Source organism: Alcaligenes parafaecalis (assembly GCF_026344135.1).
Taxonomy (GTDB): Bacteria; Pseudomonadota; Gammaproteobacteria; order Burkholderiales; family Burkholderiaceae_B; genus Alcaligenes; species Alcaligenes parafaecalis.
Genome location: NZ_JAPKNA010000002.1, coordinates 485,945 through 511,974 on the forward strand (window position 1 = coordinate 485,945; position 26,030 = coordinate 511,974).

23 protein-coding genes are annotated in these 26,030 nt (G+C 56.1%); 12 read left to right on the forward strand and 11 right to left on the reverse strand.

Translation table 11 applies throughout. From position 1 onward, the window contains the following. Positions 1-41: 41 nt before the first annotated feature. The 3 genes from gatB to gatC are packed head-to-tail and all read right to left on the reverse strand — an operon-like array spanning position 42 to position 3,337. Entirely contained in the window at positions 42-1,499 is a 1,458-nt protein-coding gene (gene gatB, locus OSH09_RS09130) for an Asp-tRNA(Asn)/Glu-tRNA(Gln) amidotransferase subunit GatB (RefSeq protein WP_207872240.1), read from the reverse strand. After that, complete coding sequence (gene gatA, locus OSH09_RS09135; protein WP_207872239.1) at positions 1,499-3,019, reverse strand: Asp-tRNA(Asn)/Glu-tRNA(Gln) amidotransferase subunit GatA; 1,521 nt, start codon at positions 3,017-3,019, stop codon at positions 1,499-1,501. Before gatA ends, gatB begins: the two co-directional genes overlap by 1 nt. Before the next feature lie 9 nt (positions 3,020-3,028). Further along, the gene (gatC, locus tag OSH09_RS09140; protein ID WP_003801948.1) at positions 3,029-3,337 is read right to left on the reverse strand and encodes an Asp-tRNA(Asn)/Glu-tRNA(Gln) amidotransferase subunit GatC; all 309 of its coding nucleotides are present in this window, start codon (positions 3,335-3,337) and stop codon (positions 3,029-3,031) included. A 271-nt stretch (positions 3,338-3,608) separates the two neighbouring features. On the opposite strand from gatC, the gene OSH09_RS09145 reads away from it, so the two are divergent. The 5 genes from OSH09_RS09145 (at position 3,609) to rodA (ending at position 9,174) form a co-directional block, all read left to right on the forward strand. After that, positions 3,609-4,652: a rod shape-determining protein gene (locus OSH09_RS09145; RefSeq protein WP_003801946.1), complete on the forward strand. Its 1,044-nt coding sequence runs from the start codon at positions 3,609-3,611 to the stop codon at positions 4,650-4,652. 62 nt (positions 4,653-4,714) lie between these two features. Then, a complete protein-coding gene (gene mreC, locus OSH09_RS09150; RefSeq protein ID WP_266120806.1) occupies positions 4,715-5,596 on the forward strand; it encodes a rod shape-determining protein MreC in 882 nt (293 codons plus the stop codon). Beyond that, positions 5,580-6,161, forward strand: a complete 582-nt coding sequence (gene mreD / locus OSH09_RS09155) for a rod shape-determining protein MreD (protein ID WP_266120807.1) — start codon at positions 5,580-5,582, stop codon at positions 6,159-6,161. Before mreC ends, mreD begins: the two co-directional genes overlap by 17 nt. A gap of 14 nt (positions 6,162-6,175) precedes the next feature. After that, positions 6,176-8,035, forward strand: a complete 1,860-nt coding sequence (gene mrdA / locus OSH09_RS09160; RefSeq protein ID WP_207872236.1) for a penicillin-binding protein 2 — start codon at positions 6,176-6,178, stop codon at positions 8,033-8,035. Continuing rightward, positions 8,032-9,174: a rod shape-determining protein RodA gene (gene rodA, locus OSH09_RS09165; RefSeq protein WP_207872235.1), complete on the forward strand. Its 1,143-nt coding sequence runs from the start codon at positions 8,032-8,034 to the stop codon at positions 9,172-9,174. Before mrdA ends, rodA begins: the two co-directional genes overlap by 4 nt. Positions 9,175-9,209: 35 nt before the next feature. On the opposite strand, the gene mutY is transcribed toward rodA, so the two are convergent. Genes mutY through OSH09_RS09180 form a run of 3 tightly spaced genes read right to left on the reverse strand, consistent with a single transcriptional unit; the run spans position 9,210 to position 11,877 of the window. Further along, the gene (gene mutY, locus OSH09_RS09170) at positions 9,210-10,301 is read right to left on the reverse strand and encodes an A/G-specific adenine glycosylase (RefSeq protein ID WP_266120808.1); all 1,092 of its coding nucleotides are present in this window, start codon (positions 10,299-10,301) and stop codon (positions 9,210-9,212) included. Further along, entirely contained in the window at positions 10,301-11,209 is a 909-nt protein-coding gene (locus OSH09_RS09175) for a cell division protein FtsX (RefSeq protein WP_207872233.1), read from the reverse strand. Before OSH09_RS09175 ends, mutY begins: the two co-directional genes overlap by 1 nt. Further along, entirely contained in the window at positions 11,206-11,877 is a 672-nt protein-coding gene (locus OSH09_RS09180; protein WP_009460544.1) for a cell division ATP-binding protein FtsE, read from the reverse strand. The genes OSH09_RS09175 and OSH09_RS09180 overlap by 4 nt, the downstream gene beginning before the upstream one ends. A 220-nt stretch (positions 11,878-12,097) precedes the next feature. Here OSH09_RS09180 and OSH09_RS09185 point away from each other — a divergent pair, with 220 nt between their 5' ends. The 6 genes from OSH09_RS09185 (at position 12,098) to OSH09_RS09210 (ending at position 18,198) form a co-directional block, all read left to right on the forward strand. Beyond that, the gene (locus OSH09_RS09185; protein WP_222668833.1) at positions 12,098-13,114 is read left to right on the forward strand and encodes an amino acid ABC transporter substrate-binding protein; all 1,017 of its coding nucleotides are present in this window, start codon (positions 12,098-12,100) and stop codon (positions 13,112-13,114) included. A 98-nt stretch (positions 13,115-13,212) separates the two neighbouring features. Then, positions 13,213-14,400 carry an amino acid ABC transporter permease gene (locus tag OSH09_RS09190; protein ID WP_266120809.1) on the forward strand — a complete coding sequence of 396 codons (1,188 nt, stop codon included), beginning with the start codon at positions 13,213-13,215 and terminating at the stop codon, positions 14,398-14,400. Next, complete coding sequence (locus OSH09_RS09195; RefSeq protein ID WP_207872230.1) at positions 14,401-15,495, forward strand: amino acid ABC transporter permease; 1,095 nt, start codon at positions 14,401-14,403, stop codon at positions 15,493-15,495. A 60-nt stretch (positions 15,496-15,555) separates the two neighbouring features. Beyond that, positions 15,556-16,293 carry an amino acid ABC transporter ATP-binding protein gene (locus OSH09_RS09200; protein ID WP_207872229.1) on the forward strand — a complete coding sequence of 246 codons (738 nt, stop codon included), beginning with the start codon at positions 15,556-15,558 and terminating at the stop codon, positions 16,291-16,293. Between the two features lie 70 nt (positions 16,294-16,363). Beyond that, entirely contained in the window at positions 16,364-17,353 is a 990-nt protein-coding gene (locus tag OSH09_RS09205; protein WP_207872228.1) for a Bug family tripartite tricarboxylate transporter substrate binding protein, read from the forward strand. A 266-nt stretch (positions 17,354-17,619) separates the two neighbouring features. Further along, entirely contained in the window at positions 17,620-18,198 is a 579-nt protein-coding gene (locus OSH09_RS09210; protein ID WP_266120961.1) for an OmpA family protein, read from the forward strand. 1,220 nt (positions 18,199-19,418) lie between these two features. On the opposite strand, the gene thiC is transcribed toward OSH09_RS09210, so the two are convergent. The 3 genes from thiC to OSH09_RS09225 form a co-directional block, all read right to left on the reverse strand. Next, a complete protein-coding gene (thiC, locus tag OSH09_RS09215; RefSeq protein ID WP_207872227.1) occupies positions 19,419-21,335 on the reverse strand; it encodes a phosphomethylpyrimidine synthase ThiC in 1,917 nt (638 codons plus the stop codon). A gap of 190 nt (positions 21,336-21,525) precedes the next feature. Then, the gene (locus OSH09_RS09220) at positions 21,526-21,903 is read right to left on the reverse strand and encodes a helix-turn-helix domain-containing protein (protein ID WP_266120810.1); all 378 of its coding nucleotides are present in this window, start codon (positions 21,901-21,903) and stop codon (positions 21,526-21,528) included. Positions 21,904-22,116: 213 nt separating this feature from the next. Continuing rightward, entirely contained in the window at positions 22,117-22,491 is a 375-nt protein-coding gene (locus OSH09_RS09225) for a helix-turn-helix domain-containing protein (protein WP_266120811.1), read from the reverse strand. Positions 22,492-22,603: 112 nt separating this feature from the next. Here OSH09_RS09225 and OSH09_RS09230 point away from each other — a divergent pair, with 112 nt between their 5' ends. Next, positions 22,604-23,380 carry a response regulator transcription factor gene (locus tag OSH09_RS09230; RefSeq protein ID WP_266120812.1) on the forward strand — a complete coding sequence of 259 codons (777 nt, stop codon included), beginning with the start codon at positions 22,604-22,606 and terminating at the stop codon, positions 23,378-23,380. A 71-nt stretch (positions 23,381-23,451) separates the two neighbouring features. Here the strand turns inward: OSH09_RS09230 and OSH09_RS09235 are convergent, their stop codons facing one another. Together OSH09_RS09235 and proB are read right to left on the reverse strand one after the other, a co-directional pair. Further along, the gene (locus OSH09_RS09235) at positions 23,452-24,705 is read right to left on the reverse strand and encodes a D-amino acid dehydrogenase (RefSeq protein ID WP_266120813.1); all 1,254 of its coding nucleotides are present in this window, start codon (positions 24,703-24,705) and stop codon (positions 23,452-23,454) included. 129 nt (positions 24,706-24,834) lie between these two features. Continuing rightward, positions 24,835-25,992 (reverse strand): glutamate 5-kinase, encoded by a 1,158-nt coding sequence (gene proB / locus OSH09_RS09240; RefSeq protein WP_266120814.1) that lies wholly within the window; start codon positions 25,990-25,992, stop codon positions 24,835-24,837. Positions 25,993-26,030: the final 38 nt, after the last annotated feature.

Consider the following 26,030-nt stretch of genomic DNA (forward strand, 5'->3'; position numbering starts at 1 on the left):
AGGCCTGGTGTTTTTGTATCCGCTAAGTGCAGAGCCTGAATTCAGGCATCCAGCTTTTGCTTGAGCATTTCATTGATCTGCTGCGGATTGGCTTTGCCCTTGGCAACCTTCATTACCTGACCGACCAAAGCGTTGAAAGCCTTTGGCTTGCCAGCACGGTGCTGTTCGACAATGCTGGGGTTGGCGGCCAGAACTTCGTCCACCATGGCGCCAATGGCACCGGCATCGTTGATTTGCTTCAAGCCACGGGAGTCGATGATGGCATCCACATCGCCATTCAGTTCGCCGTCCCATTGCGCCGCAAATACGTCACGAGCAATCTTGTTCGAGATGGTGCCGTCAGCAATACGGGCAATCAGTTGGGCCAGTTGTGCTGGGCTGACTTTGGATTGCTCAATGCTGATTTCTTCACGGTTCAAGGCAGCCGACAGCTCGCCCAGCACCCAGTTGGCAGCCAGTTTGGCATTGGCGCTGGAGCCTGCTTGCAAAATGGCTTCAAAGAAGTCTGAAGTGGCGCGGTCTACTGTCAGTTGCGAGGCGTCGTAACGGCTCAGCTCGAACTCTTGCTCGAAGCGAGCCAGTTTTTGAGCAGGCAGCTCGGGCATGTCCTGACGAACTTGCTCGATCCATTCCTCGCTGATCAACAGCGGTGGCAGATCCGGGTCGGGGAAGTAGCGGTAATCATGCGCGTCTTCTTTGCTGCGCATGCTGCGTGTTTCGTCGCGGTCCGAGTCGTACAGGCGGGTTTCCTGAACCACTTTGCCACCATCTTCAATCAGCTCGATCTGACGGCGCACTTCGTACTGAATCGCGCGTTCCAGAAAGCGGAAGGAGTTGATGTTTTTCAGTTCGCAGCGGGTGCCCAGTTCCTTCTGGCCCTTGGGACGTACCGAGACGTTGGCGTCCACGCGGAACGAGCCTTCCTGCATATTGCCGTCACAAATACCCAGCCAGACAACCAGGCTGTGCAAGGCGCGGGCATAGCCCACGGCTTCGGCAGCCGAGCGCATTTCAGGTTCGGATACGATTTCCAGCAGCGGCGTGCCCGCGCGGTTCAAGTCGATCCCGGTGCTGGATTCGCCGTAAGGGCCACGGAAGTTTTCATGCAGGGATTTACCGGCATCTTCTTCCAAGTGGGCACGAGTCAGATTAATGGTCTTTTCCTCGTCGCCCAGCATGAAGCTGATGGTGCCACCGCTGATGACGGGGATTTCCATCTGGCTGATCTGGTAGTTCTTGGGCAGATCCGGGTAGAAGTAGTTTTTGCGTTCAAACACGGAGCGGGGGGCAATGTGCCCGCCTACGGCCAGACCCAAGCGAATGGCCCGTTCGGCAGCGCCACGGTTAAAAACAGGCAGTGCGCCGGGCAGGGCCATGTCCACTTCGTTGGCTTGCGTGTTGGGCAAGGCACCAAAGCGGGTGCTGCTGCTGGAGAAGATTTTGGATTCGGTCGAGAGCTGGGTATGGGTTTCCAGCCCGATCACAATTTCCCATTCCATTATTGTTGTCCTGGTTGACGTTGATGCCAGTCGGTGACTTGCTGGAAGCGGTCGGCAAAAGCCAGCAATTGGCCTTCGCGGAAGTAATTGCCAATAATTTGCAGGCCGATGGGCAAGGGCTGCTCATCGTTGCTGAAACCGCAGGGGATGGACATGGCGGGCAGGCCAGCCAGGCTGACGCCCAGGGTGTAAACATCACCCAGCCAGTCGGTCGTTGGGTCTTCAATCGTTGTGCCCAGCTTGCGGCCCAGGGCCGGGGTGACCGGGCCAAGGATCAGGTCGCACTGTTCAAAGACTTTCTGGAAGTCGTCCACAATCATGCGGCGTACGCGTTGGGCTTGCAGATAGTAGGCATCGTAGTAACCGTGGGACAGCACATAGGTGCCCACCAGGATTCGACGCACCACTTCAGGTCCAAAGCCTTCCGAGCGCGAACGCGAAATCATGCTGCTCAGGTCGGTGTACTGATTGGCGCGGTGGCCAAAGCGTACGCCGTCAAAGCGCGACAGGTTGGTCGAGGCTTCAGCCGGGCTGATGACGTAATAAGTAGGGACAGACAGTTCTGTCAGGGGCAGTTGCACGCTGACGCGCTCTGCACCCAGGCTTTCGTAGGTTTTCAGCGCGGCTTCGATGGCGTCGGCTACAACCGGGTCCAGGCCGGGGCCAAAGAACTGGGCGGGCACACCAATACGCAAGCCTTTCAGTGGCTGGCTGCCTTGGGCTTCTTGCTGGGACTGCTGCTGTTCAAACTGCTGACGAATGCGCGCGCCGTTATTGGGCTGATCGTCGCAGAATTCCAAACTAGTGGCATCTTGCGGGTCAAAACCACACATGGTTTCCAGCAGATCCAGCAAGTCGCGGGCATTGCGGGCGATAGGACCGGCCTGATCCAGGCTGGAGCCGTACGCAATAATGCCAAAGCGGGAAATCGTGCCGTAGGTGGGCTTGATGCCGCTAACGCCACACAGGGCGGCTGGCTGGCGAATCGAACCGCCGGTATCCGTGGCAGTGGCACCAGCGATCAGGCCAGCAGCAACGGCGGCGGCGGAGCCACCCGAGGAGCCACCGGGAACCATGGAGTGGTCCCAAGGGTTGCGCACGGGGCCAAAGACCGAGCTTTCATTGCGCGAGCCCATGGCGAACTCGTCACAGTTCAGTTTGCCCAGCGAGACAGCACCGGCTGCCTGCAGCTTGGTCACGACCGTAGCGTCAAAGGGGCTGACATAGCCTTCCAGCATTTTGCTGCAGGCGGTAGTCTGCCAATCCTTGGTGACAAACAAATCTTTGTGGGCGATAGGGATACCGGTCAGTGGACCGGCCTTGCCTTGAGCAATCAGGGCATCAGCGGCATCGGCCTGGGCCAGGGTCAGGGCAGCGTCCTGCTGCACAAAGGCATTGAGCTCTTTTTGACGGGCGCTATTGTCCAGGGCTTGCTGGGCCAGCTCGCGGGCACTGACAGTTTTGTTTTGCAGGGCTAGTCGCAGCGCTGCAATAGTCGCGAATTCAGGGGTAAAAGACATGGTTTTGCTTTATTCGATGACCGTGGGCACCAGAAACAGGCCATCCTGCTCGGCGGGGGCGTTGCGCATCATGGCCTGGCGGCTTTCTACCGTTCCGGAAGGCAGGGCCTTGTCCTCGCGCAGACGCAGACTGATCTGCTGGCGGGCGGACAAAGGATGGGCCATAGGCTCAACGCCTTGAGTATCAACGGTTTGCAAGGTCTGGATCAGGCCCAGGATGCGCGTCAAATCGTGCTCGACCTGGGAGGCCTGTTCAGCGGAAAGATCAAGGCGCGCCAGTTGCGCTATACGGGCAACATCCTGTTCAGTGATAGACATGTGGGTGGGTACTGGAAAATGAGTAATAAAAAAAAGCGGAAATCCGTCAGTTAGGGACAGTTTGGCACTTTTACAGCAAATGCGGGGGTTACAGAACTTAACTGACCATTAAAACAGTCCTAATGTAGAGCAATTATAAGTTATCATTGACCGTTTCCTTCCCAGGTATTTTTGAATTCGTTGCCTGGTTCTTGTGCCTGTCGTTTTACGCTTGAGTTCCGCGCCGAATTTACCTGCCTTTTCCCCCAAACACTTTACACTTTGCGCGCCCATGTTCGGATTCCTACGCAGTTACTTTTCCAGCGATATGGCAATCGACCTCGGTACGGCCAATACCCTTATCTATGTACGCGGCAAGGGTATCGTACTGGATGAACCGTCCGTTGTAGCCATCCGCCATGAAGGTGGACCTAATGGTAAAAAAATCATTCAGGCCGTTGGGCAGGAGGCCAAGCAAATGCTGGGTCGGGTGCCTGGCAATATTGAAGCCATCCGGCCCATGAAGGATGGTGTGATCGCGGACTTTACTGTTACCGAGCAAATGCTCAAGCAGTTCATCCGCATGGTTCACCCACGCAGCATGTTTGCTCCCAGCCCACGCATTATCGTGTGCGTGCCTTGTGGCTCCACCCAGGTGGAACGCCGTGCCATCAAAGAATCTGCTCTGGGCGCTGGCGCCAGCAAGGTCTACCTGATTGAAGAGCCCATGGCGGCTGCAATCGGTGCAGGCCTGGCCGTGTCCGATGCCAGCGGTTCCATGGTGGTCGATATTGGTGGTGGCACGACCGAAGTGGCAGTGATCTCTTTGGGCGGTATGGTCTATAAAGGATCGGTTCGCGTCGGTGGCGATAAGTTTGACGAAGCCATTATTAATTACATCCGTCGCAATTACGGAATGCTAATTGGTGAACCCACGGCTGAATTGATCAAAAAAGAGATCGGTTCTGCATTCCCCGGTACTGAAATTCGCGAAATTGAAGTCAAGGGTCGCAATTTGTCCGAAGGGGTGCCACGCAGTTTCACCGTTTCGTCCAACGAGATTCTGGAATCGTTGACCGATCCTTTGAATCAGATCGTCTCTGCCGTTAAAACTGCCCTGGAACAAACGCCTCCTGAATTGGGCGCGGATATTACCGACAAGGGTATTGTCCTGACGGGGGGGGGGGCTCTGGTTCACGATCTGGACCGTCTTTTGCAAGAAGAGACTGGCTTGCCCGTGGTGGTAGCTGAAGATCCTCTGACCTGCGTGGTACGGGGTTGCGGTGAGGCTCTGGAGCATCTGGAGCGTCTGGAGTCCGTATTTATTTACGATTGATCTTTGCTTGGCCCCCACGGCAATGTATTGCTTGTGGGGACAAGCGACCGAGTGCTTGATTAATGCGAGAACAAGGCTCCATCCGGCTATTTAGACGTGGCTCATCTCCCGAGCTGCGTCTGGCCGCTCTTTTGGTGCTGGCCGTGGGCTTGTTGATCACGGATGCTCGTTACGCGGTGCTCGAACCCGTGCGCCAAGCCGTCGCTGCCGTGCTATATCCCTTTCAGCGTGTCATGCTGGCCCCGCGCGATCTGGTTACTTACTTCAGTAGCTGGACAGATGCGGCCTCGACCGCACGGTCTGAAAAAGAAGCCTTGCAACGCCAGCGTATCGAGCTGGCTCAGCTCTCTACCCATGCCGCCCAGCTTTCTGCAGAAAACGAGCAATTACGCCGTTTGCTGCAAGTGGCCGATACCGTCACCCAACCTTCTGTTGCAGTGGAAGTCCTGTATGAACCTCCCAATGGTTACGCTCGTCACCTGATTTTCAATAAAGGCTCGGCCAGTGGCATTCGTCCCGGCATGCCGGTGATTGATGAAGGCGGGGTAGTGGGTCAGGTGGTGCGGGTTACACGCTTTACCTCCGAAGCCGCGCTGATTACCGACGATAAAGTCTCGGTCCCGGTACAGGTGCTGCGTAATGGCCTGCGCCTGATTGCCTTTGGGGGCAATCCCGGTGGCAAGGTGGAAGTGCGTTTCCTGACAAGTGATGTGGACCTGGAGCCCGACGATACCCTGATCACCAGTGGTATTGGCGGTTTGTTCCCGGCGGGTTTGCCGGTTGGTACGGTCAGCAGTATTGAGCGCGATGATGCCTCGGGCTTTGCCCTGGCCATGGTCACGCCCTTGTCGCACCCGGAGCGTTACCGCCATTTTCTGATTTTGCTGGTGCCCGAGAGCGAACGCTCCCTGGAACAGGACGAGGGCAATGATGCGACGCGCTGAGTCCTCGGATACCTCTGGCCGCAAAACTCGGACCTCGTCTCTGGGTAGCTTGCAGCCCATTGATAGCAGCCCTTTCTCTCGGGCCTCCAGCCCTTGGCTGGTGTGGGGCTCGATTCTGCTGATGTGGCTAAGCTCCATGCTGCCGTGGCGGCTTTTACCTTTTGCCCCCGATCTGTTGATGCTGGTGTTGGCCTTCTGGGCCGTGCACGAGCCGCGCCGGGTGCCCATGTCCCTGGCGTTCGTACTGGGTATTTTGATCGATGTACACGATGGCAGCCTGTTGGGCGAACACGCTCTGGCTTATATCCTGGTCGTGTATGGCGCTTTGGTATTGCGCAAACGAATTCTGAACTTTGGCATGTGGACCCACTTCCTGCACATGGCGGTTGTCATGTTGCTGGCACAGTTGATCGTACGGGTCCTGCATGCCTGGCTGGTGGGTGAGTGGTCTGGCTGGGAGTGGGCTGGTGGCACTTTGTTGACAGCCGCTTTGTGGCCCCTGGCCGATAGTGTGCTGTTTTTGCCGCAGCGACGTCTGGACGAGTCCGACTCCGGTTCGTCCTGATTGGTAGGGCGGCCATGTTTGAATTCAAAAAAACCTCGCATCAGTTGCGCCAGCGCATTCTTTTCCGCGCCCTGGTAGCGGCGGTTCTGGCCTGCGTCTTGCTAGGGGTGTTGGGCGTGCGCCTGTGGTATTTGCAGGTGGTGCGCTACGAAGGCTTTGCGGCCCGCGCCGATCAGAACCGTATTGCCGTCATCCCGATTACCCCCCGTCGTGGCGAGATTCTGGACCGTAATGGCGAGGTTCTGGCCCGTAATTACCGGGACTACACCTTGTCCGCCGTGCCAGCCAGTCTGGGTGAACCTCTGGACGATATGCTGGATCGTGTTGGCGAGCTGGTGGAGCTCAGTCCACGCGATCGGCGTCGATTCAAGCAGAACGTCGCTCAAAATAGCCGCTACTCCGAAATCCTGCTGCGCAATAACCTGAGCGATGATGAAGCCGCCTGGTTTTCTGCCCATGCCTTCAAATTCCCCGGTGTGACTCTGCAAGCCCGTTGGGTGCGTGAGTACCCCCAAGGCGAGGCCGCTGCACACGTGCTGGGTTATGTAGGCCGTATTTCCGAGGGCGACCAGCAAAGGCTGGAAGAAACCGGGCAAACTGGTAATTACCGTGGCACGCAGGTTATCGGTAAGAAAGGAATTGAAAAAACCTGGGAAAAAACGCTGCATGGCCGTACGGGTATCGAGGAAGTAGAAGTGGCTGCCTCGGGCCGTCCTGTACGTACACTTAGCCGCGTAGACCCGGTGCCCGGTGCCAGCTTGCGTCTGTCTCTGGATATTGGCTTGCAGAAAATGGCCGAAGCCATGTTCACAGGGCGACGCGGTGCCTTGGTGGCGATTGAGCCCAGCACAGGCGAAGTGCTGGCTTTTGTGTCGGCCCCGTCTTTTGACCCGAACCTGTTTATCGACGGGATTGATGTAGAAAACTGGCGCAAGCTGAACGACTCGCCTGATCATCCGCTGATTAACCGCCCGCTGTACGGCACGTATCCTATCGGCTCGACCTACAAGCCCTTTGTGGCCTTGGCGGCTCTGGAAACCGGCAAGCGCAAGGCAACGGACCGCATTTCCGATCCCGGCTATTTTGAATTTGGTGGCCAGCGTTTCCGTAACGCAGGTGGCGCGGTCTACGGCTCTACCGACATGCACCGTGCCTTGGTGGTTTCTTCGGATACCTACTTCTATTCCTTGGGCCCGGAAATCGGCGTTGATAATCTGCACGACTTCATGAAGCAGTTTGGCTTTGGCCAGCAGACGGGTATTGACCTGGATGGCGAGCGCCAAGGCATTCTGCCTTCTACTGAATGGAAACGTCAGGCCTACAAAAAGCCGGCCCAACAGCGCTGGTATGCCGGAGAAAGTATCTCGGTGGCGGTGGGGCAGGGCTATAACTCCTTTACTGTGCTGCAACTGGCGCATGCGACTGCCGTGCTGGCTAGCAATGGCATTGTGCGGCCTCCACACCTGGTCACCCAGACCTTGAACCCACATGACCCGGAGATTGAACAGCCTGTGCGTATTGATGCCAAGCTGATTCCCTTGAAGCAGGCTAATGTGGATGTGGTCAAACGCGCTCTGGTGGATGTGGTGCGCCTGGGTACGGCCCGTCGCGCCTTTGCGGGTGCGGCTTATCAGGCGGCTGGCAAGACGGGGACGGCACAGGTCTTTAGCTTGCGCGGCGCCAAGTACAACGCCAACGCTATTGACGAGCGTTTGCGCGACCACGCTTTGTTCATGTCCTACGCTCCGGCAGAGAACCCCAAAATCGCAGTCGCCTTGATTGTAGAAAATGCGGGTTGGGGCGGTTCGGTTGCGGCACCCATTGTGCGCAAGGTTTTTGATTACTGGTTGGTGGAACGAGGGCAGATGCAATGAAGCGACTTTTGCAACTGGGCCTGAGAGCCGTCACTGCCTTTGATTGGCCCTTGCTGTTGTTGCTGGTCTTGATGGCCGCGCTGGGTATGACCGTCATGCATTCGGCCGTGGGCGGTACGGACTGGCGTTTTGCAGACCAGGTTCGTAATTTCCTGCTGGCCTTTGGCGTGATGTGGGTGGCCGCCCTGATTCCCCCTGCCTTGTGGATGAAGCTGGCCCCGGTGGTGTATTCAATCGGGGTTGTGCTGCTTCTGGGGGTAGAGTTCTTTGGCGAAACCAGCAAGGGTGCAACGCGTTGGCTAGACCTGGGCGTGGCCCGTATTCAGCCCTCTGAAATGCTCAAGATCTCGGTGCCTTTGATGCTGGCCTGGTATTTCCACCGTTACCAGCGGCCCAAGATGAGCCTGCTGGACTTCATGGTGGCAGGCATCTTGCTGATGATTCCGTTCCTGCTGATCGTGCGTCAGCCTGACTTGGGTACTGCTTTGCTGGTGTTTGCGGCGGGTTTCTGCGTGATTTACTTTGCAGGCCTGTCCTTCAAGCTGATCGTGCCGATTGTGGTGGTGCTGGTGCTGGGCATCAGTGCCTTGCTGTATTACGAAGATTATATCTGCGTACCCGACCTGGATTGGGTAGTGCTGCACGACTATCAAAAACACCGGGTCTGCACATTGCTTAACCCCGGTAGTGACCGTCTGGGCAGAGGCTTTCACACTATCCAGTCCATGATTGCGATTGGCTCGGGCGGTGTGTACGGCAAGGGTTACATGATGGGCACGCAGTCCCATCTGGACTTTGTTCCAGAGCGTACGACTGACTTCATTTTTGCCGTATTTGCTGAAGAGTTCGGTTTGTATGGCGGCATCATGCTGCTGGTGCTCTATGCCTTGCTGATTCTGCGCGGCTTGTCCATTGCCGCCGTGGCTCACACACAGTTCAGCCGTCTGTTGGCCGGTTCCATGTCCATGATGCTGTTTGTTTATGTGTTCGTGAACATAGGCATGGTGACAGGGATTCTGCCCGTGGTGGGTGTGCCTTTGCCCTTCCTGAGCTATGGCGGTACGGCCTTGATGACCCTGGGTGTGGCCTGCGGGATGCTGATGAGCATCAGCAACGATAAGCCAGCGCGGCCGACCTGATTCAATCTCCCCCAGCATCGCCGGGGGAGCGACTCTTAGCCCAATATCAACTGTTCACTATCTTTGCTCTGGTACAAACCCAGCAGCAGCTTGCGGATGGGCGCTGGTAAAGCGGTCTGCTCCAGTGCTTCATGATCCTGCCATTGCTGGCCTGCTACCGGCTCGGCCAGGATGGATTCGTCTACTTGCAACAGCCAAGGCGTGATGTGCAGTTTGAAGTGCGAGAACACGTGCTGGAAGGAGGCCAGAGCAAGCGCCTCTTCATTGGACCAATGCAGTGCCGCGGTGTGCAGGCTCATGGCATCCTCGAATTGAGGCAAGGTCAGCAGACCACCCCAGATGCCTTTATCCGGGCGCTGTTCCAGCAGTACCTGACCGTTCAACTCAAGAATCAACACATGCGCGTAGCGTTCATCCTGGCGGAGGCGCTCTTTAGGGCTGGGTAGCTCGGATTGTGCCTGATGGCTATGGGCATAGCAGTCGCTTTGCAGCGGACAGAGGCTACAGGTCGGTTTGCTGCGCGTACAGCATTGCGAGCCCAGGTCCATCAGCCCTTGTGTGTAAGCTGCCATATCCAGGTCGGCAGGGGCTAGTTCTACCACCTCATCCGCCTTGGCCCACAAGGTGTTTTCTACGGCCTTTTTCTGCGTGGGCCCGTAAATCCCGAAATAGCGCGTGAACACACGTTTCACGTTGCCATCCATGATAGGACTGCGTTCGCCAAAACAGAAGGCGGCGATAGCACAGGCGGTGGAGCGGCCTATGCCGGGCAAAGTCGCCAGATCGGAGGCATTGCCAGGAAAACTGCCACCCCATTTTTCCATGACCTCACGGGCACAGCGGTGCAAGTTGCGGGCACGGGCGTAATAGCCCAAACCAGCCCAATAGGGCATGACTTCGTCTTGCTCGGCCGCAGCCAGATCCTTGACGGTGGGGAAGCGTTTCAGAAAACGCTCGTAATAACCCAGCACCGTAGCGACCTGAGTTTGTTGCAGCATGATCTCGGAAAGCCAGACGCGGTAAGGGTCTTGCGTGTTCTGCCAGGGGAGGTGGTGGCGGCCGGAGGTTTTTTGCCAGGCCACCACTTTTTCGGCCAGATGTTTGGGACAGGGTTCAGGAAGTGACATCAATATTGGGTACTACGGGTAACAGACCAGCGAGCCGCCAGTGCGCCCAAAATGGCGACCAAAATAGCGGCTGTCAGTAACAGTGAAAATTCCGGTAGGCTTAGCGTCAGTTGGACGCCGTAGCTTTGGGCCAGACTGGACAAGGCTTTGTTCAGTGGTGTCAGGGCCAGCAAGGCCAGTGCGCAGGCCAGGGCGCTGGCAAGCAGGCCGGTTAGCGCGCCCATGTACAGGAAAGGGCGGCGCACAAAAGCTTCAGTCGCGCCCACCAGACGGGCCACGGCAATTTCTTCGCGCTGGTTCAGGGCTTGCAGACGGACCGTGTTGAATACGGTGGCAATGACCACCACGCCTACGCCTGCCATCAAAATCCACAAGCCAATGCGGATAAAGCTCAGAATTGCGGCCAGACGTTGTACCCATTCGCTATCCAGCAGCACGCTATCCACGCCTTCGCGGCCCTGTAGCGTTTTGGCCAGGGTGTCTGCACGTGTCACCAGATCCGGGGTTTCATGCAGGGTCAGCACAATGGCGTGCGGCAAGGGGTTGCTAGGCAAGGCGCCCAAAGCGTCTGTCCAGCTAGGGTTGCTCTGTAATTGTTTGAGTGCTTGTTCTTTGCTGACCAGCCTGATCTGGGCCAGTTCAGTTTGGAATTCCTTGCCTAGCGCCTTGCTGAAGGCCTGAGCCTGTTCCAGCGTGCTGTTCTGTTTCATGAACACCGTCATTTCGGGCGAAGTTGGGATTTCGCGCACGACAGGCTGTGCAGCCAGCAAGATACTGGCCCCCAGAACCGGCACTGCCAGGGTCAGGGCAATGACCAGCAGGTTGGACAGGGAGGAGAAGGGTTGCACCTTCAGGCGGCGCAGGGCCACCAGAAAGGCGTATTGATGATGGCGCAGCCAGGTTCTCATGCCAGCACTCCGGGGTGATCGGAAAAACGGCCGTCCTGAATCAGTAAGGTTCGACGGGCATAGCGGGCCATCAAATTCAGATCGTGGGAGGCAATCAGGGTGGTGACACCCACCCGGTTAAAATCCATCAATACGTCCATGATGCGTTTGGCGTTATCAGCGTCCAGATTGGCGGTGGGCTCGTCCGCAATCAAAATAGCGGGGCGATTCACAATGGCGCGGGCAATGGCCAGTCGTTGTTGTTCACCACCGGACATCTCTACCGGCTTTAAATCTTCTTTGCCGCGCAAGCCTACTTTTTCCATTGCGGCGCGGGCCCGTGCCTGGGCGGTGCTGGGCTCCAGACCCATGACCGCCAGGGGCAAGAGTACATTGGCCAATGCACTGCGGTCTTGCAGCAGGTGCGTATCCTGTAAAACCACGCCCACAGCGCGGCGCAGATACGGTCGTGCGCGGGCAGGGAGCTTGTCCAGCCTGTGCCCATTGACCTGAACCGAGCCACGGCTAGGCAGTTCCAGGCCGCCGATCAGACGCAGCAGGGTGGATTTCCCTGCTCCCGAGGGACCAGACACAAAAATGAATTCGCCGTCATCAATGCGAAAATTAATGTCGGCTAGAATGTTTTTACTGCGGCCATACGATTTGAAAACGTGTTGGAACTCGATCATCGCGACGCACAATTAAAGAGGAATCTGCTTGGAAAGCCCTTATGGAATAAACCTGGGGGCCCGCATGAAAATGTCGGCGTAGGTAAAAGTATTAGTCAGACTGTTAGAGGGAAACCCCCGATTTGTGATTGCACAGACTGGCTCTACGATTGGACACCACAGCTTAGCTGCAATTGTAATCTGCATCCATTTACCAAAAGTAAACAGGAGGTGATATTCCATGACCTTAGTGAAAACCATTGCATGTAGTGTTGCGTTGATGGCCCTGGCCGCTAATGCACAGGCAGGTGAAACCCTGGACTCGGTGAAGAAGAAAGGCTTTGTTCAGTGCGGTGTCTCAACCGGTATTGCAGGATTCTCGCTGGCAGACAGTAAGGGCGTCTGGTCCGGCATTGACGTGGACATGTGCAGTGCGATCGCTGCTGCTGTTTTTGGTGATGCCAAAAAATTCAAAGTCACGCCCTTGACCACCCAGCAGCGCTTTACAGCCCTGCAATCGGGTGAGGTCGATGTGCTGACCCGTAACACCACCGCGACGATCTCTCGCGATACGACCTTGGGTTTGGTCAGCACTGGCATTAACTACTATGACAGCCAGGGCGTGATGGTTAAAAAATCCCTGGGCGTGAAAAGCGCCAAAGAACTGGATGGAGCCGCTGTGTGCGTACAGCCCGGCACCACGACCGAGCTGAACCTGGCAGACTGGTTCCGAGGTCAAGGCATCAAGTTCAACCCTGTGGTGATTAATAACCCTGAAGAGGCGATGCGCTCCTTCACCTCTGGTCGTTGTGACGGCTTTACCAGCGATAAATCTCAGTTGGCTGCCATGCGTGCTGCCCAGGCCACACCTGAAGAGTTCGACATCCTGCCCGAAGACTTCTCCAAAGAACCTCTGGGCCCGTTCGTGCGTCAGGGTGACGAGGACTGGTTCACTTTGGTGCGCTGGACTCTGAACGCCATGCTGGAAGCCGAAGAGTACGGCATTACCAGCGCTAACGTGGATGAAAAGACCAAGAGCGATAATCCCAATATTCAGCGTATTTTGGGCGTATCTGGCGAGCTGGGCAAAGGTCTGAAGCTGGATAACAAGTGGGCCTACAACATAATTAAACAGGTCGGCAATTACGGCGAAAGCTTTGATCGTAATCTGGGTAAATCGACTGCATTGAAGCTGGATCGCGGTTTGAATGCACAATGGCGTGACGGTGGTGTGATGTACGGCTGGCCAGTGCGTTAAGATTTCGATCTTCACTGTTTGTTGTTGCGTCTGGCTTCGGCCAGACGCGCGCCACCTCGCAGGGCTACGCGTAGTGCTGCATCCATGGGTTTTACGCTATGGCACAAAATACACCTGCCGCGCCAGCCCCCCCTAAACGGCGCTTGTCCTGGAATGATCCGTTCACACGCGGCATTATTTACCAGGTGCTGATTTTGGGTGTGCTCGGTTTTTGTGTGTGGTATCTGGTTTCCAATACCCTGCACAATCTGGCTGTTCGCAATATTTCTACCGGTTTTGACTTTCTGAATCGAGAGGCAGGTTTCGCCATTGGCGAATCGTCCCTGGAATACAAGCCTTCGGATACGTATGGACGGGCCATTCTGGTCGGTCTGGTCAATACGCTGAAAGTAGCGGTCATCGGCATCATTGCCGCCACTGTGTTTGGCACCTTGCTGGGCATTGCACGCTTGTCCAAGAACTGGCTGATTTCCCGGCTGGCGGGCTTGTACGTGGAAGTGATGCGTAACGTGCCACTGCTGCTGCAACTGTTCTTCTGGTACGCCCTGATTACCGAAACCTTGCCCGGACCCCGGCAGGCTTTGAATCCTCTAGGCGGCGTATTTCTATCTAATCGTGGTTTGAAGTTGCCTACCTTGCAGGGCGACGGCATGGACTGGATCTTTATGGGTCTGGGCGTGGCCGTGGTGCTGTGGGTAGTGATGGCACACTGGGCGCGTCGCCGTCTGGAAAAAACGGGCCGTCCTTTCCCCACGATTCGCGTTGGCCTGCTGTTGCTGGTGTTGATGCCAGCCTTGGCTTTGCTCCTGAGTCCCGGGCCTTTAGCTTTGGATGTCCCGCGTTTGCAAGGCTTCAACTTTGTTGGTGGTCTGACCTTATCGCCTGAATTTGCAGCGCTGCTGGCCGGTCTGATTACCTATACCTCGGCTTTCGTGGCTGAAGTGGTGCGCTCCGGTATCCAGGCTGTAGGTAAAGGACAGTGGGAAGCTGCACAAGCACTGGGCTTGTCCCGTGGTCGCATGATGCGTCTGGTGGTCCTGCCCCAGGCATTGCGCGTGATTGTGCCGCCCATGACCAGCCAGTACCTGAACCTGACCAAGAACAGCTCCCTGGCGGTGGCTATTGGCTATCCGGATATTGTGTCTGTAGTGAATACCACTCTGAACCAGACTGGGCAGGCGATTGAAGGCATTTTGATCATCATGGCGGCTTATCTGACGGTCAGCCTGTCTATCTCGGTCTTCATGAACTGGTACAACAACCGTATTGCCTTGGTGGAGCGCTAAATGAGTCATACGCCTACATCCACCATTAGTGGGCCACCGCCATTGCAGCGGGGCACTTTGGGCTGGCTGCGTCAGAACCTGTTTTCATCCCCTTTGAATGCCATTCTGACAGCGCTGTCGGCCTGGCTGCTCCTGATGACCGTGCCAGCCATGATCGACTGGCTGTTCATCAAAGCCAATTTCGATGCGCAAACTGCGCAGGATTGTCGGGCCAGTGCGGGTGCGTGCTGGGCTTTCATTCGTGAAAAGCACCGCCTGATCCTGTTCGGTATCTACCCCTATGACGAGCAATGGCGGCCCTTGCTGGCCTCTATCCTGCTGACTCTGCTGATTGTCTGCAGTTGCGTACGCTGGTTCTGGAAGCCTTGGTTGCCTTTGCTGTGGCTGGTCGGCCTGACCGTCGTGGGTGTGCTGATGTGGGGCGGTGTGCTGGGCCTGAGCTACGTGGAAAACAGCTTGTGGGGTGGCTTGCCGCTGACCCTGATTCTGGCTACTTTCGGTATCGCTTTCGCCTTTCCCCTGGGACTGTTGCTGGCTTTGGGCCGGACCTCGCGTTTGCCTGCTGTCAAAGCTGTTTGCGTGGTCTACATCGAGCTGATTCGTGGCGTGCCGCTGATCAGCCTGCTGTTCATGTCCTCGGTGATGCTGCCCTTGTTCATGCCCGAGGGCTTTAACATCGACAAGCTCCTGCGTGCCCAGATCGCTATCATTTTGTTTGCGGCGGCCTACATCGCGGAAACCGTGCGGGGCGGCTTGCAAGCTATTCCCAAAGGGCAGTACGAAGGAGCAGCCTCGCTGGGCTTGAGCTACTGGCGCACCATGCGTCAGATCATCTTGCCGCAGGCCCTCAAGATCGTGATTCCGCCACTGGTAGGCATCTTTATTTCCCTGTTCAAGGACACCTCCCTGGTCGTTATTATCGGTATCTTCGATTTGACCCAGGCAGCCAAAGTGGCCTTGGCCGATGCCGCCTGGCGCGGTTTCAGCCGGGAAGCCTATCTGTTCATCGCACTGATTTATTTTGTGTTCTGCTACTCCATCTCTCGCTACAGTCGTTCGCTGGAGCGACGTTTGCAAACGGGTTATGAACGCTGACACAGGTAGCAAGGCTTTGGGTGACACCGCTAGCCTTGCTGGCCAGACAAGGAGTTTTGCATGGCAGACGCCATTATTCAGCTAAAGAACGTCAATAAATGGTACGGGCAGTTCCATGTGCTGCGCGATATCAATCTGGATGTGGCCTCCGGCGAGCGCATCGTTATTTGCGGGCCTTCTGGCTCGGGTAAATCTACCCTGATCCGGTGTATCAATCGCCTGGAAGAGCACCAGAAGGGGCAGATTATTGTGGCGGGCGAAGAGCTCACCAACGATGTGCGTCAGGTCGAGGCCATTCGGCGCGACGTGGGCATGGTATTTCAGCACTTCAACCTGTTTCCGCACTTGACCGTGATGGAAAACCTGACCTTGGGACCGATGTGGGTGCGTCGCAAGACCAAGGCTCAGGCGCAGGAACTGGCCATGCAGTATCTGGAGCGCGTTCGTATCCCAGAGCAGGCCAACAAGTATCCCGGACAGCTTTCGGGTGGACAACAACAGCGCGTTGCCATTGCACGTTCCTTGTGCATGGAGCCTAAAATCATGTTGTTTGATGAGCCAACCTCGGCGCTGGACCCGGAAATGGTCAAGGAAGTACTGGAAGTCATGGTTGAACTGGCTCATACCGGCATGACCATGCTGTGCGTGACCCACGAGATGGGTTTTGCGCGTAAAGTGGCTGATCGGGTCATTTTTATGGATCAGGGCGAAATCATCGAGCAAAATACGCCTGATGCGTTCTTTGACTCGCCGCGCAGTGAAAGAACCCGTGAGTTCTTAAGCCAGATCATTCATTAAGGATTAGCGGCTGCTCTGAATGGGCTGCCTTGTGCAGCCCATATGCATTTTAATTTCAAGGAAAAAAGTGATGTTTCGTGTCTGTAAGTGGCTGCTGGCTGTCTCGGGTGTCGCTGCTGTCGTGGCTGCGCCTGCTGTGATGGCAGAGGATTCTTATCCCTCCAAACCTATTCAGTTTGTGGTGCCTTACCCACCGGGCGGCCCTTTGGATAGCATGGCTCGCTTGCTGGCCGAACGCGTTAAAGGCGATCTGGGCACGGTTGTGGTGGAGAACAAATCTGGCGCGGGCGGCAATATCGGTGCCAGCATCGTGGCCAAGGCTGCCCCGGATGGCTACACCTTGATGATGGGCGCGGTGGCGATCAACTCCATCAACCCTTGGTTGTACAAGAGCGTGCCTTTTGATCCGGTCGAGAGCTTTGCGCCTATCGCCCTGGTTGCCTCGGTACCTAACATCCTGATCGTGAACAAAGAATTTGCTGCGGAAAACAAGATTGCTTCCGTGCAGGATTTGATCAGCTATGCGAAAGAACACCCCGGTCAGATGAACTTTGCGTCGGGTGGTAATGGCAGTGCTGGTCATCTGGCCGGTGAAGTGCTGAATACCCGTGCCCAGATCAATTCCGTGCACGTTCCTTACGCTGGTGCCAACCCCGCCAAGACAGCTTTGCTGGCTGGCCAAGTGCATTTCATGTTCGATAACCTGGCTTCGGCTTCCCCGTTGATCAAGGCAGATACCGTCAAGGCCCTGGCTGTGACGACTCTGGAGCGCTCCAGCTTCCTGCCCGACGTGCCGACGATGGAACAGGCAGGTGTAAAGCCATTTGATCTGGGAACCTGGTTTGGCGTGTTCGCCACGGGTGGTACTCCACAGCCTGTGCTGGACAAGCTGTATGCGGCTTACGCCAAAGCCTTGCTGGATCCTGCTGTCCGTGAAGCGCTGGCAACAATGGGTTCGGATGTAGAGCCAGGCACCATGGCCGAATTCAGCGAGCTTGTCAGCAATGATCTTAAGAAGTACAAAGAAGTCGTTGCTGACTCGGGCGCCGAGTTGTTCTAAGCTTTCAAGGACTTAAGCCCCCAGGCAATGAGTGACTAGGGTCTGCATAGCCGCCCGCAAGATCAAGAATTGTTAAAGAAGGCAGTGAAGTCTGTTTTGAAGTACCTGCTTGCAGTGCCTCTTGCTAGTATTAGAGGCATTCAAGCGGTCCTGGTACTTAATTTGAGATTACGGAGCCAATAATGACAATTTCCATTCGTTCTGCAAAATTAGCAGCATGTGCTGGTGCTCTTTCCCTCTTGGCCGCTTGCGGCACAATGGACAATATGAGCACAGGCGGTCGCACCGCAGTAGGTGCGGGTGGTGGCGCTGCTGTGGGGGCTGGTATTGGGGCCTTGATTGGCGATAGCAGCAAGGCAGCCATGATCGGTGCAGGTATCGGTGCACTGGCTGGTGGTATTGCGGCGTATAACTGGTCTGGCATCAAGAAAGATGTGCAGCAGTCTGGTGCAACAGGTTTGGGTGTGGATGTCACTGAAATGCCGGATGGTAGCTTGCGGGTCAATATCCCAAGCAGCGTGTCTTTTGATACGGGGCGTTATCAGTTGAAGCCAGCTTTGCTGCCAGTTCTGGATAGCGTGGCACGTGCCATGAATCAGCATCCTGAGCTGCGCGCGAAGTCTGTTGGTCATACTGATAGCACTGGTTCGGCACAGACTAATCAGACTTTGTCGGTTAACCGCGCAAGCGCTGTGACCAATTACCTGACGCAGCAAGGTGTGGGGCAAGGTCGTTTGATGGTTGAAGGCCGTGGCCCGAATGCTCCTATTGGTGATAATGCGACGGCAGAAGGCCGTGCCATGAACCGCCGCGTGGAGTTGTATCTGTACGCTCCGCAGAAGTAAGTCTCTGCTTGCATACCCTCGGGTGTGCTGACAAAAGGCCCGGTTTTTTAGCCGGGCTTTTTTTTGTGTTCGATTGGGGAGTAATGGCGCGGTTTGAGGGCAGTGTTCTTTGCTTGTTGTCTGTTGTTAGCCGCGAGCTGCCAATTGGCGGTTATCTGTTGTCGTTGAGAGCGTTACCGTTGCTTGGGAGTTAGCGCTGATTATTGAGTAGGACCAGGTAGTGAACACGCCCTTGGGGGCGGTGGGGACCCGGAGGGGCTTGAGCACTTGCCGGTGCTGCGCACCGGTTCCCTTGTCGAGGACATCATCCGGGCGCACTCTGAACTCGCGGGGTGGTTCGTCCCCCGGACGAACCACAAGCGCCCCGCTCAAACAGCAGAGTGCTTGAACCCCGGATGATGCCCCCGCCTGCGGCAAGTACTCTGAATCGCCCCTCCGGGTCCCCACCGCCCCCAAGGGCTCATACCGTGGCTATTCAAGAAATCATGTATTGAGGGTCTGGGTCTGGGTCTGAGATCTGGGGTCTCGGATCTCGGATCTGAGGTTTGACGTTTGACGTCTGAGGTGAAAGGACTGAGGTGAAAGGACTGAGGTGATAGGTCAGAGGTGATAGGTCAGAGGTGATAGGTCAGAGGTGATAGGTCGGAGGTAATAGGTCAGAGGTCAGAGATTCGACGCAGACCAGGAAAGTGTCATACGCCATTCAAGGATGCAGTTTGAAGTCATGCAAAAGAAAACGATTGTGAGCCAGTTGAGCCTAGCCTCCGGGTGTCCGGGCGGTTCAGAGGGTTTGCCGCAGTCGGGAGATAGCGTAGGGGTGCAAGCATCCTGCTGTTTGAGCCGGACGCTTGTACTTGGTCCGGGGGACCAAGTACCCGGCGAGTTCAGGATGCGCCCGTAGCTATCTTCCGACAAGGGCACCGGTGCGCAGCACCGGCAAACACTCAGCCCGGACACCCGGAGGCTAGGCTCAACTGGCGTCTCCTGCAACGATCTCTTCTGCCTGCAAGCGCAACTTCTTCTTTACTTGAGCCCCTACATTTCAAAAAGGGAAAAGCCCTAAGCAGACATACAGTCCACCTAGGGCTTTTCATCCATCAAAGCCGATGCCAGCCAACAAGCAAGCAAGCAAGCAAGCAAGCAAGCAAGCAAGCAAGCAAGCACGCACGCACGCACGCAAGCAAGCATCAGGCTTGAACTACGTTCCCATTAAACAGGCATCAGGCATCCTGATACAGCTTGCTCCCCTGCTGCAAAAACTGCACCGACATAGCCTTCATCCCCTGATCCACAGCGGACTGCTCATCCAGACCATTCGCCTTGGCATAGTCCCGTACATCCTGCGAGATCTTCATGCTGCAGAACTTTGGCCCACACATGGAGCAGAAATGCGCCACTTTCATCGAGTCTTTAGGCAAAGTCTCATCATGGAACTCGCGTGCCGTATCCGGGTCCAGACCCAGATTGAATTGATCATCCCAACGGAATTCAAAGCGCGCCTTGGACAAGGCATTGTCCCGGAACGCCGCCGAAGGATGCCCCTTGGCCAAGTCCGCTGCATGGGCAGCAATCTTGTACGTGATGATGCCGTCCTTCACGTCCTTCTTGTTCGGCAAGCCCAGATGCTCCTTGGGCGTCACATAGCACAGCATCGCCGTGCCTTGCCAAGCAATCATCGCCGCACCCAAACCGGAAGTGATGTGATCGTAGCCCGGAGCAATATCCGTCGCCAAAGGCCCCAAGGTATAGAAAGGGGCCTCATGACAGTGCTCCAACTGCAATTGCATATTTTCTGGAATCAGATGCAAAGGCACATGGCCGGGGCCTTCAATCATGACTTGAACATCATGCTTCCAGGCCACTTGAGTCAGCTCGCCTAAAGTACGCAACTCTGCGAACTGCGCCTGATCATTCGCGTCATAACCCGAGCCAGGACGCAGACCATCGCCCAGCGAGAAAGCCACATCGTACTGCTTCATGATTTCGCAGATATCCTCGAAATGCTCGTACAAGAAGCTTTCGCGGTGATGCGCCAGACACCATTTGGCCATGATAGAACCACCACGCGACACAATGCCCGTCATGCGGCTGGCTGTCATCGGTACAAAAGGCAAACGTACACCGGCGTGAATCGTGAAGTAATCCACACCTTGTTCCGCCTGCTCGATCAAGGTGTCGCGGAAAATATCCCAGGTCAGGTCTTCGGCAATGCCGCCTACCTTTTCCAGCGCCTGGTAAATAGGCACCGTACCGACCGGAACCGGCGAGTTCCGAATAATCCACTCGCGCGTCTCATGGATGTTCTTGCCCGTGGACAAATCCATGATGGTATCCGCACCCCAGCGAATCGCCCAGGTCATCTTCTCGACCTCTTCGCCAATAGTGGAACCCAGGGCCGAGTTGCCAATATTCGCGTTGATCTTCACCAGGAAATTTCGGCCAATAATCATGGGCTCGGTTTCCGGGTGGTTGATATTGGCGGGCAGAATGGCTCGACCACGCGCAATTTCATCACGGACAAATTCGGGCGTGACCGTAGTGGGCAAGCTGGCACCGAAACCTTGACCGGGGTGTACCTTGGTCAGGCGACGAGCCATCTCTTCACCTTGTGGGCCGCTGGCGCGTAAATTGGCAATGTATTGCTCGCGACGCAGATTTTCCCGAATCGCCACAAACTCCATTTCGGGCGTAATGATGCCGCGCCGTGCGTAATGCATTTGAGTAACATTGGCACCCGAAATGCTGCGTCGAGGCTGACGCTTCAGTTCAAAGCGCAAGGTGTCCAGTTCCGGGTCGGCCTGGCGTGCCTGACCGTACTGGCTATTGAGTCCTGCCATCAGCTCTGTGTCGCCGCGCTCGGTTACCCAGGCTTGGCGTAGCGGTGGCAGGCCTTTGCGAATATCGATCTGCACCGTGGGGTCTGTGTAAGGACCACTGGTGTCATAAACGCTCAAGGAAGGATTGGGCTCGGCGCCGAATTGGCTGGGCGTATCAGCCAGGGAGATTTCCCGAAAGGGCACACGCAGATCAGGCCGTGAGCCGGTTTGGTAGATTTTTCGGGAGTTGGGTAAAGGCTGGATCGCAGCCGGGTCTACGCTGGCCGCTGTGGCCGTAAAAGAAGGGGTTTTGCTTGTCATTGCAGCTCCAAAGAAATGGTGGAGCCGATATAGGAAGAAGTGCAGTGCAGGCATTGCACCTGTGGCACACGCTCCCAGCATCGGCATTATCCGTACTGGTACGAGGGTTTATCTCAACCCGCCAAATGGCGAGTACCCCTGCGTGCTGACAAGTATAGGTATATTGGAGCTGCTTGTGGACGTATAAGGCTTATTTTCTTTTCATGCCGTTGAGCAGGTGGCGGATGGTTTGGTCCAGATGGTCACGCTCTTTACCCGGTAAAGCCACAATCTCGTCCACGGAAAAGCGGTGGAAGGGCCAGGTCACAATGGGTGGGCCTTCACCGGAGTCCTGCAGTGTTGCTGCGTGGGCCGCACTCAATTCCATATTGCCCAAGCCATTCTTGAGCCATTGAGCGCTGATATTAAGGGCTTTTGCCAGGTCCAGAATCTCGCGCGCATCACGCCGAGTGCCGCTCTCGTAGTTGGAGATGGCGCTTTGGCTGAGGTTGCATAGGCGTGCAAGTTCGGCTTGAGAAAAGCCGCGTTGCAGGCGGGCGTGGCGGAGGCGATCAGAGAAGTGTTTCACACTACAGATTGTTCATGGAACGTCCTGCACGATGGTTTTGAACAAAAATTTCGTATGTGATAAATCGATCCGGTTCAATCGACTTGATGGGGTAAGGCGGAGCGTAGAATGGGTGTCGCCGCAGATTTGCCGTGATCAGTTTGCAGTTTGTCTGCCGGGCGTCGTTATTGCGCAATGACGCAGGTGGCATTTGCAGGCAGAAAGGGAGCAGGCTTACCGTTTTTTCATGCCGTCCAGTAAATGACGCAAAGTGCGATCGAGCAAATCCCGTTCGCTATCTGCCAAAGCGACGACTTCATCGACGGAAAACAGACGGAAGGGCCAGGAGACAATAGGAGGACCATCTTGGGGTTCGGACAGTGTGTAGCTGTCCTTCGTGAATTCCATATTGCCAATACCTTTGCGTAACCACAAAGCGCTGACATTCAAGGCTCTAGCCAACTCCAGAATCTCACGGGCATCCCGACGAGTGCCATTTTCATAGTTGGATATGGCGCTCTGGGTCAATCCGCATAGACGTGCCAAATCTGCCTGAGAAAGACCGCGATATTGACGTGCGTGGCGAAGGCGTTCGGAGAAATGTTTCACACAACAGATTGTTGATGTAAAGCCAAACACGATGGTTTTAATTAAAAATCACGGTCGTGATTTATACTGTCCGACATAGTCATCAGATGTCATTATAGTTAAGGTATCAACTATGTCGGTTGCAAATGAAATTGCTGGCGGTCCTGTTGTGCTGTACCTGGCCAGTGCTATTCCTGATCGAAGCTTGTTGGAACAAAATATTCAGGCCTTGGCAGAGCGAGGTTATCGCCTTATTTTCTGCCCGGATGCCACAGCCTTATTGCAGTTGGCCCAGACGCGGGGTCGTTACGCGGGTTCGGTATGTATTGCCTGGCTGGGCGGGACCTTGGCAGAGATCTGCTCGGCGGCGGTACGCCTGCGCATCCTGTGTCCCCAGATTGGGATTTTGATGCAGTCTGATGCGACAGACTCGGCCATGCTGCAAGCCTTGCATAGTGGGGGAGACCAGTTTTGCCCCAAGAATGCCTCTTTGGAGTTGCTGGCCGCCAGTTTGCACAGCTTGCAGCGACGTTTGATGCAGATGCCCATGATTCCTGAGCCTTCCCTAACGCAAGAGTGGGTGCTGGATCAGGAAGGCTGGACCTTGATATCGCCTATAGGTATTTCCTTTGGCCTGACCAGTACCGAGCGTGCTTTTATTGTCCGTTTGTTGAAAGAGGAGGACAGACGGGCCAGCCATTACGAACTGATGCGCGCGGTTGCCAGTAAAACGGATGTCATTACCAATCCGCCTGGTGCGCTGCATATCAATCGGCTAGGTGTCCTGGTCAGCCGTATGCGGCGCAAGTTCAACCAGGGCGGGACGGTCTTGCCCATCCGGTCAATCCATAACTGGGGCTATATGTTTGCCGCGACGTGCCAGTTGCTGGCTGAACCGGTGCGACAGTAGAGCAGGGAATAAAAAAGGCTCTGCCAGTAAAACCGGGCAGAGCCTTCTTTCATGCTGAAACGTGCCAAGGCTTAGTAATAACGTTGCACCGACAAGTCGTCTGCGCGGATGGCAGGTTCCTTGTTGCTGATCAGATCCGCCAGCAATTGCGCACTACCGGTTGCCAGAGTCCAGCCCAGGGTTCCGTGACCGGTATTCAGGAACAGGTTGGAATAACGGCTACGGCCCACAATGGGGGTGCTGTCCGGCGTCTTGGGACGCAGACCCGTCCAGAAGTGCAGGTCCGCATCGCTTTGGTAGCTGCCTGGGAACAAGTCGTTCAAGACCATCAGCAAGGTCTGCTCACGGCGTGGATTCAGGTGTTTGCTAAAGCCCACTACCTCGGCCATACCCCCGACCCGAATACGCTTGTCAAAGCGGGTCAGGGCGATTTTGTAGCTCTCATCCAGCAAGGTGGAGCGGGGCGCTCTGGACTCGTCCGCAATCGTCGCGGTAATTGAATAGCCTTTCAGAGGGTAGACCGGAATGGCCTGCAGATCTTTCATCAGGCCGGTAGACCACGAGCCCAGGGCCACAACATAGGCATCTGCCGTCAGCAAGCCGTCGGAGGATTGTACGCCGCTGATTTCATTGCCGCTGCTGTGGATACGCTGAATATTCTGGTTCCAGCGGAATTCCACGCCTTCTTGTTCCGCCAGCTCGGTCAGGCGGCGCGTGAACATCTGGCAGTCGCCGGTTTCATCTTCGGGGAAACGCAGGCCACCGCTTAATTTGTGCTCCACATGACGTAGAGCGGGTTCTACCGTGTGCAGTTCGGAGGCAGACAGCAGCTCGTAGGGCACACCGGCTTCTTTCAGCACTTCGATGTCTGCCGCAATACCGTCCAGTTGCTTTTGCGTGCGGAATACCTGCAAGGTGCCCTGGGAGCGGTGCTCGAACTGAATATCGGTCTGGGCGCGCAGCTCGGCCATGCAATGGCGGCTGTACTCTGCCAAGCGGACCATGCGTTCTTTGTTGGTAGCGTAGCGATCGGCCGTGCAATTGCGCCACATGGCCAGCAGCCACTTGATTTGGGCTAGCGTGCCGTCCGGGCGAATCGTCAGGGGAGGGTGCTTGTCGAACATCCACTTGATGGCTTTGCGCGGGATACCCGGCGCAGCCCACGGGCAGGCATAACCAAAGGAGAGCTGGCCGGCGTTGGCAAAACTGGTTTCCAGAGCAGGCCCAGACATGCGGTCAACGACCGTCACGCTATGTCCTTGGCGAGCAAGATAATAAGCGCTGGTTACACCTTCTACTCCAGCACCTAGCACGAGGATCTTCATACGGTTCCTTGGGAGCATCACCCGAGAGGGAGAGTGTTGCGATCAGGCGCGGCAAGACCGCGCTTGCTGTCGCAATTCGATACGTTTTATCCGTCTATTTCAACAGGCGGGCAGGGTAGGGGTCAAGGATTAGTCTTGTTCCGGGACATTGCGTGGAAACACCATATTGTTTCGGTGTATCAGTTCCGTATCGTGCTCGCTACCGAGCAGCTCGTTGATCAAGTGGCTAGGCTGGCCCATGATGCGACGTGTGTCGTCAGAGGAGTAATTGATCAGGCCACGGGCGTACTCCACACCGTGCTTGTCGACACAAGCAACCACATCGCCCCGGTCAAACTCGCCTTCCACATGGGTGACGCCCACGGGCAACAGGCTCTTGTGGCCATCTACCAGCGCCCGTACTGCGCCCTCATCCAGCGATACGCGACCACGCACACGCAACTGGTCGACCAGCCAACGCTGACGGGCTGAACGCACGGGCAGGGTGGCGCGCAGTTCGGTGCCAATGCGTTCGCCTTCAGCCAAACGCGAGAGGACTTGTTTTTCCCGACCTGAGGCAATAATGGTGTGGCCGCCGCTTTGGGCTGCACGTTTGGCGGCCAGGATTTTGGTAATCATGCCGCCGGTGCCGATATTGCTGCCTGAACCACCTGCCATTGCTTCCAGGGTCGGGTCACCTGCTTGCCCCAGCGAGATGAACTGCGCATCAGGGTTGCTGCGAGGGTCGGCGCTGTACAGGCCAGCCTGGTCTGTCAGGATAATCAGAGTCTCGGCTTCGATCAGGTTGGTGACCAGGGCGCCCAGGGTGTCATTGTCGCCAACGCGGATTTCGTCGGTTACCACGGTGTCGTTTTCGTTCACGATGGGCACCACACCCAGGTCCAGCAGGGTATTGATGGTGCCGCGTGCATTCAGGTAGCGATGGCGGTCTGCCAGGTCCTCGTGGGTCAGCAGGATCTGGGCTGTGCGCACGCCGTGGCGGGCAAAGGCCACTTCATAGGCTTGAATCAAACCCATTTGGCCGACGGCGGCGGCGGCCTGCAACTCATTCATGGCCTTCGGTCGGCGCGGCCAGCCCAGGCGGGCCATGCCTTCGGCAATGGCACCGCTGGAAACCAGCACCAATTGCTTGCCTTGGGCATGCAGTTGAGCAATCTGGGTAGCCCATTGCTCCACGGCATCCAGGTCAATCCCTTTGCCTTCGTTGGTGACCAGGGAAGAGCCTACTTTAATAACCAGTCGGCGCGATTGCGCTACGGCCGATTCAGAATGAGAAGAGTGCTGCATGACGAGTTCAGAAATCCATCGCTTGGCGTGTAAATAGA